Source organism: Microbacterium sp., from assembly GCF_049650565.1.
Lineage (GTDB): Bacteria > Actinomycetota > Actinomycetes > Actinomycetales > Microbacteriaceae > Microbacterium.
On sequence record NZ_JBASAK010000039.1, the window covers coordinates 144,144 to 151,618 of the forward strand.

At 67.7% G+C, this 7,475-nt stretch carries 9 protein-coding genes; all 9 read right to left on the minus strand.

The genetic code is table 11. The features are described 5' to 3' along the window. Entirely contained in the window at positions 1-1,665 is a 1,665-nt protein-coding gene (locus tag WA967_RS07165; protein WP_424420543.1) for an alpha/beta hydrolase, read from the minus strand. Next, positions 1,662-1,955 carry a hypothetical protein gene (locus WA967_RS07170; RefSeq protein ID WP_424420545.1) on the minus strand — a complete coding sequence of 98 codons (294 nt, stop codon included), beginning with the start codon at positions 1,953-1,955 and terminating at the stop codon, positions 1,662-1,664. The genes WA967_RS07165 and WA967_RS07170 overlap by 4 nt, the downstream gene beginning before the upstream one ends. Positions 1,956-2,165: 210 nt before the next feature. Continuing rightward, positions 2,166-2,462 (minus strand): hypothetical protein, encoded by a 297-nt coding sequence (locus WA967_RS07175; protein WP_424420547.1) that lies wholly within the window; start codon positions 2,460-2,462, stop codon positions 2,166-2,168. Beyond that, complete coding sequence (locus tag WA967_RS07180) at positions 2,462-3,163, minus strand: glycohydrolase toxin TNT-related protein (RefSeq protein ID WP_424420549.1); 702 nt, start codon at positions 3,161-3,163, stop codon at positions 2,462-2,464. Before WA967_RS07180 ends, WA967_RS07175 begins: the two co-directional genes overlap by 1 nt. 113 nt (positions 3,164-3,276) lie before the next feature. After that, the gene (locus WA967_RS07185) at positions 3,277-4,968 is read right to left on the minus strand and encodes an ABC transporter substrate-binding protein (RefSeq protein ID WP_424420551.1); all 1,692 of its coding nucleotides are present in this window, start codon (positions 4,966-4,968) and stop codon (positions 3,277-3,279) included. 10 nt (positions 4,969-4,978) lie between these two features. Continuing rightward, a complete protein-coding gene (locus WA967_RS07190; protein ID WP_424420553.1) occupies positions 4,979-5,206 on the minus strand; it encodes a hypothetical protein in 228 nt (75 codons plus the stop codon). Between the two features lie 108 nt (positions 5,207-5,314). Next, a complete protein-coding gene (locus WA967_RS07195; RefSeq protein ID WP_424420556.1) occupies positions 5,315-6,220 on the minus strand; it encodes an SseB family protein in 906 nt (301 codons plus the stop codon). Beyond that, positions 6,217-6,822, minus strand: coding sequence for a hypothetical protein (locus tag WA967_RS07200; protein WP_424420559.1), 606 nt, complete (start codon positions 6,820-6,822; stop codon positions 6,217-6,219). The genes WA967_RS07195 and WA967_RS07200 overlap by 4 nt, the downstream gene beginning before the upstream one ends. Further along, positions 6,822-7,475 (minus strand): hypothetical protein (locus WA967_RS07205; protein WP_424420562.1); only part of this gene is annotated, 654 nt, incomplete at its 5' end. The genes WA967_RS07200 and WA967_RS07205, both read right to left, overlap by 1 nt.

The window sequence follows — 7,475 nt, forward strand, 5'->3', positions numbered from 1 at the left end:
TCAGAAGTCGAAGAACTCGAACTCATCGCTGATCCACCAGTGCGAAGCATCCCAGAACCCCTCCGTGCTGCCCTCGCCCTGGCGCTCGGTGCCAGGCTCACCGGTGCGGATGATCTCGGTCACGTTGTAGAACGACTCGGAGCCGGGCTGCAGGTAGGCACCGGGGCCGAACGCGTCGTGTCCGGATGCCGACGGCAGCGGATCGCCGTCGCGATCGACACCGCCGTCGCTGTCGAACACCGTGACGCCGTCAAGGTGCTCGGGCACCACGGAGTGCACGAACGACGTGCCGCGGCCGATGCGGGCGACCGCGTCGTCCTCGGACAGCGTGGCGTAGACGCGCGGCGGCCGCCCGTTCGTGAGGTTCTCGGCGACGCCGTCGGCATTCGGGAAGCCCGCCGAGCCGACCGCGATGAACGTGCTCACGCCGAAGCCGTCCGCACGGGACCCGATCGCGAGGGCGGCTGTCGTGCTGCCGTAGGAGTGCGCGACGACGTTGACGTCGGCCTCCGGCGCCAGCACACGCAGGCCGTCGAGATACGACCCCAGCGCTGCCGCGCCGTCCTTCGCCCGGCCCATGGCCGGTTCCTCCGTCAGTCCGGGGGTGTCGTAGCCGAACCAGACCACCGTCGCAGAACCCGGGCCGACGCCTCTGTTCAACGCCCGTGCGGCCTCGCCCCAGCCCTGCAGGTCGTGGACGTCGCCGTTCATCCCCGGGATCAGCATGCTGATGTCGGATGCCGTGGCCAGATCGCCGTGCGCGATGGCCGCCGTCACCTGCTCGGAGCCGTCGGGGTCGAAGCTGATGAGGCCGGGGCGCGGTGTGCCCTCCACCAGCAGCGCGCGGAGGATCGCTTCGAGGTCGTCCCGGCGCTCACCCGGCGGCTCGGTCCTCAGCAGGTCGTCGAGCCGGGCCCGGTTGGCGTCCGCGCGCACGTCGAACGGGATGCCGTCGAGGTTCCCGATGATGTCCGGATGCGCGGCGATGAGATCCGCGTGCGCCTCGGGGTGCTCCTGCCACAGCCGCAGCACCTGCGCCGGGCTGTCCGCGCCGAGCAGGTCGGTGAGAAGGCGCCGCTCCTGCGGGGAGAGCGACGCGGATCCGGCTCCGGCGAGCGCCGCGAGGGCATCGTCGTAGGCCGTGTCCCAGTCAGCGCGATGCCTTTCGTACTCGGCCCACAGTGCCGACAGCTCCCGCCAGGCCAGATCCCTGTCCGCGGCCGCCTCTTCGGCTGCGCCTGAGAGCGCATCGACGAGAAGCTGCGGCGCATCCGCGGTGACGCCCGAAGCGGCGCGCGCAGCACCGGCAGCCTCGTCGTAGAGCTGCGACCATCGGGCATGGGCTGCTTCGACCTCCTCGATCATGTCGTTGGCGCGCCGCGCATGCCGATCGAATGCGTCGGAGTAGTCCTGCAGCACCCGGCCCAGGAGGCCGGCCTCCTCGATGTCCGCAGCGATCACCGTGATCAGCTCACCGGCGTCCTCCCGCACGGCCGTCACCGCCTGGCCGACTCCGGGGAGCTCCTGCGCCGATTCCGCCGCGTCGTTCAGGTCCTGCAGCTGATCCTGCATCCGGATGAGCCGACCCGACCACCAGGACATCGTGCCGGTGCTGCCCTCGAGCCGCTCCAGCAGAAAGCCGCGGTTCGGTGAGACCAGGGTCACGACGACTCCCGGCCGGTCAGCTCCGCCTCGAGTTCCGTGTAGCGGTCGGCGACCCGCTGAGCGGATGCCGCCACCTGAGACCCCGCCTCGATGCGCGCCCACGCCGCGCGATTCAGGGCCGCGAGGTGGCGATGAACCTCCAGCCGCAACGCGGGCCGCGACGCCGGATTGCCGATCCCGGTGTCCTCGCCGCGCAGGTCGGCGGCCGCGGTCACCACGCCGTCGGTCGCGGATCGCACGGCGCTGGATGCCGTCGTCAGCTCCGCCTTGAAGATGTCGACGTCGCTCATCGCCTGCCCCCCTCACCGGACTGTGACCCGCACGGCGGGCTCACGCTCCAGACTAGGGATGCCGGAACCGGACGTCGATGGGCAGAGGTGCCCATCGACGGCTCAGCGCCAGTTGTGGGTGAACATCCAGTAGAGAGCCTCGAGAGCGTCCTGGCCCAGCTCCGCATGACGCTCCGCCCTGCCTCGTCTCCCGCGCCCTGGTTGGACGGCTTAAGAACTCGGCGGGTTCGAGGCGTCAGTTCGTGCATTCAACCTAGCCATGGACTGCCGGGATTTCGCGACCTGCCGAAGCTTGCGCAGAACATGCTCGAGGGCACTCGACTCATCGTCGAAGCTTCGCAGCGTGGGCGCGATCACCTGATCCCTCTCGTCCACGAGATAAACTCGCCAGCCGCCGGCAGTCTGCTCCGCCACGACAGCGTCGAGGTGAAGGCTCCCCACTCCATTGATCACCGGAGTGTCGAGATTCTCAGCCTTCACGATGCTGAGAAGTTCACTGATCCCCATCACCCGACCTCCTTGATCATGCCCATCTTATCGAGCAGGTCCACGCTCACAGGGAGGAGATCCTGGATCGCCCCACCTGAAGTTCCCCAGTCCGGAATCGGCGCAGCGTCTCCTCGAGAGACGTGAGCCAGATCACTCAGATCCATATCGTACTTCGCAAGCACATCATCAACTGCGCCCCGAGCATCGCCATCAAGTCCGTCATATACAGACTGCACGTCGGCGGGTGAGTGCACCCATTCATACTCGTGATATGCGTTCGGATTCTCCTTGTACGGAAGCGATCGACTGTCGTAGGAGAAAGGTCCTTCCTCCGTGATCGGCGACACATATCGACCGTTCGCATCGCCATGACGATCGAACCTATCGCCGGCATCCGGAACATGATCACTCATGATCGGGTTTCCATCTGAATCCAAGACGAATCCGTTCTTCGGTGCCTTCGACCAATCAACGTCGCCTTTCTCATTCAGACATTCCGGACGCGGTACAAGGCGATCGTCGCCGTGTTGCGGCCTGCCCGGGCCGCTCGGCTTGTGCGGCGTCCCGTCGAAGTTGTCCTTGTCCTTGACGCGCCGGATCACGTCATCGAGATGGTTGTCGATGTTGTGCGTCAGCTGGTGAAGCTTGAGGTCAGCATGAGCGAAGCCCTTCATCGCGGCCTGCTTCAACTCTCGGATGATCGGTTTCACCGAGCTCATCGAATCGTCCCCTTCTGCGGAGGCGGTTCACCCTCCACAACAGAGCTAGATGAGCAGTCGTGGATCCCGCGATGGGGAGAAGTGCCCATCCGCCGCCGAACGGGCCGAGCCGATCAGGAGGGGGCGACGGTCCATGTCGCGGCGCCCCACATCAGGGACGCCCCGGCGCCGTTGCGCGCCGTGACCGCGCCGACTCCCCGCTCGACGATCGTCACGCGCGGGTTCACAGCGATCGGCAGCGCCACCGCCGCGCGGACGATCGAGGCCTCGATCTGCGCACGGATCTCCCTGGCCCGATACACGTCGACGGTCTGCGACAGCTGCGTGATCAGCCCGTCCCGATGCTCATCGCCGTCGCCGGTGATCGACTCGGTGCTCTGCGAGCCCCACTGGGCGGCTATCTGATCGGGAGTCTGCGGGATCGGCACTCGCGTGATCACGGCATCCCACTGCCGCGTCTGCAACGCCGCCTTCATGTCGTCGGCACCGCAGTCGACGGCGTTCCACCCGGCCTCGAGTGACGTCTCGCGCAACGACGCGAACGCACCGCGGGCGAAGTCGCTCCCCCGGTCGTACAGCACGCACACCCGAGCACCGTCGGCGACGCCGGCGCCGCTGCGCTGCAGGGAGGGCTCGTCTCCCGGTGTGCCGAGCGACGCGGTGAATCCGGAGTCCTCGTTGACGACCGCATAGGACTCTGAGTCCGGCGCCGTCGTCATCGACGTCGTGCCCGCGAATGCGTTCCCCCATTGCCCGCCGCCCCGCTGCGCCATCGCGTTCGCCGGGGTCGCATGGATGAAGGCGATCCGCGCCGCCGGAGTGCTGAACACCCCGCGCGGATTCAACATCATCGCCCACATGGTGCCGTCGTCCGTCGGCTCGGCGGTGAAGTCCCTGCGCTCGAGCTCGTGGATCGGCGCGCGATTCGCGGCGTCCGGCGCCACCTGCACGATGTCCAGTCGCCCACCGGCATCCGCCACAGGCTGATCGCCGCTCGGCACCAGCTCTATGCGCGCGACCTTGGGTGTCGGCGTCCCGCGGTACGCAGCGTTGGGGATGAGCGTCACGCTCTGCCCCGTCTTCGCATTCTCGACGCTGTCGACGACGAACGGGCCGCTGGAGAGCAGAATGTCGGCGGGGATGCTCCCCTCCTTCGGCAGGTCGAAGCCCTTGTTCCAGACCTTCGCGATCTTCTTCAGCGCGGCTTCGTCGCGATCGCGGATGGCGGTGATCACCGCCTGCTTCGCCTCCATCGCGTCGTCGAGTCCGAAGGCCCGCTCACCGACGATGTGCGCGGGCACGGGCACGGTGACCGCCGTCTGCCACCCGCTGGTCGGGTGCGCGAACGTCACGTCGATGGACCTCGCGAACTCGTCGACGCGGGGCACGGGCGTCTCGGAGGCCTGCGCGTCGGCGGCATCCTGCCCGAACCATCCCGACGCCCCCGCCCACCCCAGCAGCAGGTCGGCGGCATCCAGCGGGATGCGATCCGACCACGCGGGCTGGGCCAGGTCGTAGCGGACCACGAACGGATCCTTCGAGACGATCTTCACGGTGCCGAAGGATGCATCGGGCACGAAGCCGCCGTCGACGATGTCGCCGAACCGGGCGCGCACGGCGGCTGCGACGTCGGTGTTGCCGGAGGTCGCAGACACCGCCGCGTTCGTCGACGTGAGCGCGCCGGTCCACCCGACCGTGATCCTCGTCTTCGGGACGACGGATTTCGGCATCGCCGGCGCGCACGCCGCGAGTCCCAGCGCGAGCACGACGACCAGGGATGCCGCCAGGCGGCGCCTCGTACTCATCCTGCGAGCGTCACGCGTAGTCGGTGCTGTCGTCGCTCTCGGCGGCCATCGCACGGTACGGCTCGCTCTCATCACTCGCCAGCCACGCCCGGGCGTACTCGACGAGCACGGCCGGCGAGTCCTGCGCCTCGGCGGCGCTCGCGAACGGGCCGATCACATCGTCACCAGGACGCTCATCGGCCTGCACGACGGACTGCGTCGTGAGGCTGTACCAGTAGTAGCTCTGCGTTCCGGCCATCAGTCCCCTGCTCCGATCGTCTCAGCCCCGAGTCTAAGCGCCGCGCGCTGTGTCGCAGCAAGTCGTCCAGCTCCTGCCGAATGCACGTCGTGTCACGCTTCGCAGCGCTCAGATGTCGCGCCCGGAGACGGGCGGGATCTCAGCGGCAATGGCCGCACCGAGCTGGGTATCACCCGGCAAGATGTCCAGGCCGACTCCCGACGGTAGGGTCTCGCCCAACGCCGTGGCGAAGGCGCGGACCGAAGCAGCTGTGCCCGTCGGGACGGCTGTCAGCAATGATCGCCCCTCCGAGACCACTTGAGCCAACGACACCCGAGCGATCCCGGCCATGTCGCTCGCCGTCCGCACCGCCGTCAGCACGCGCGGATCGACGTGACTCGGGCGTCCGAAGCTCACAACGCCCGCAGGAATCGTCCGTTCGTTCGTGAGCATGAGCCGCTCGGTGAGCGGATTGATCACGATGTCGACCCCTGAAGCCAGCCGGCCCACACCGCCTGCCGGTACCAGGGTCGCGCTCACTGCCGCTTCGACCGCGCCGCTCGCCCAGTCGTCGAACAGCTCGCGCGAGGAGAACGCCGGAAGCACCCGGCGTCCATCGATGTCGACGGTGACCAGTCGGGTGCCGTCGTCAGAGGTCATCGCGGGCACGAGAACGCCGTAGTTCCCGAGCAGCGGACCTGCCGTCTTCAGCGTCCGCACGCCCGCTTCCTTCATCTGACGCACAGTCACCCGCGGGAGGAGCGTCGGTTCGCCCTGCGCGCTTCCCTCTGCGGCGAGCATCGCATCCAGGGCGCTCGAGAAGCCGTCGTCGACATGCCCCGAATCGAACATCTGGTGGCTCAGGGCGGTGGCCAGCGAGCGGGGCTGCAGCCGCCCGTCCTGGACGGCGCGAAGCTCCTCCTCCAGCTGCCGGCGCAACGACGAACTCAGCGCCGCGGGAAGCACGCCGTTCGCCGAAGCCGATTCAAGCGTCTGCAGAGCAGTGCGAACTGCATGCTCATATGGCGTCGTCATGGGATCCTCCCCTGCAAACCTACCGGCAGGCGGTCGACGCCCTGAACCCACGAACTCGGCCAATCACGGGGCAGCAGGATCTGATCGGCGCCTCCCGGAAGCACGGCCCCCGACATGGTCGTCTGGGGAGCCACGGTGCCGATGTTGAGAATCTGCCCCGCAGGCACCTCGATCGTCGCCTCGAACTCGCGCGAGTTCTTCCACTCCGGAAGAAGCGCGCTCTCCATGGCCGCGTTGATCCTGTTGCCCGAGGTCGACGTCGTCGCGAACGCCCCGCCCTGTTCGGCGGAGTGCCCGTAGACGCGATACAGGGTCACAGCCTCAGTCGTCTCCACGGTGCGGTACTCGCCGTCCGTGAATGTCGCGGCAAGACTCGGCGGAAGCTCCTGTCGCGGCGCGGGCGTCACACTGCCGTCGATCCCCGTCGGGCGCGTCCGCGTGGTGTCCACGTCGAAGTGGTCTTTGTCCTTGACCTGGCGGATGAGGTCGTCGAGGTGGTTGTCGATGTTGTGGGTGAGCTGGTGGAGTCTGAGGTTGGCGTGGGAGAAGCCCTTCAGAGCGGCTTGGAACAGTTCGCGGAAGAGGGGTTTGACGGCGCTCATCAGTCGCCTCCGAAGTTCAGGGCGGAGAACTCGGCGAAGAACGTGGAGGTCAGGGACTGGATGTCCGCGCCGTGGACCTGCATCGCGGTGCGGGCATCCTCCAACGCCTGCAGGTCGGCGTAGAACTCGTCCGAGTCCCCGGCCGCAGCCTCGACCATCGGGGCGTCCAGGATCGCGTCGATCACCGCGGGCAGCTGCTCCGCCAACGGCTCGATCGCCATCGGCGCGAGCTGATTCAGCAGCTGCTCGACCACGATGTCCACCGCCGCGTTCAGCAGCTTCTTCTTCGCGATCAGCAGCAACGGCGCACCCCCGGCCGTGAACGGGTTCGTCAGCATCGGGATCAGCATCGCCAGCGTCGTGGTCACATCCGCGATCACCTTGACCTTCAACCCCAGGATCGCCCCCGCGCCGATATCCATCGCCGTCGCCGCGGGCGGCATGATGTCGACCAGCTTCTGCAGGTTCTGCGACCGGTTCGTGTTCCACGCCGACAACGTCGCCGGGCCCGCCTGCCCCCGCATCGCCGCACTGATGTCACCGTTCATCTTCCGGTCGACGGACTGGACCACCCCCTCCAGGTCGTTCCCGAGATCACGCACCAGCGTGGCACCCTTGCGAACCTCATCCTCATCGATGTCAGGCCACTCGAA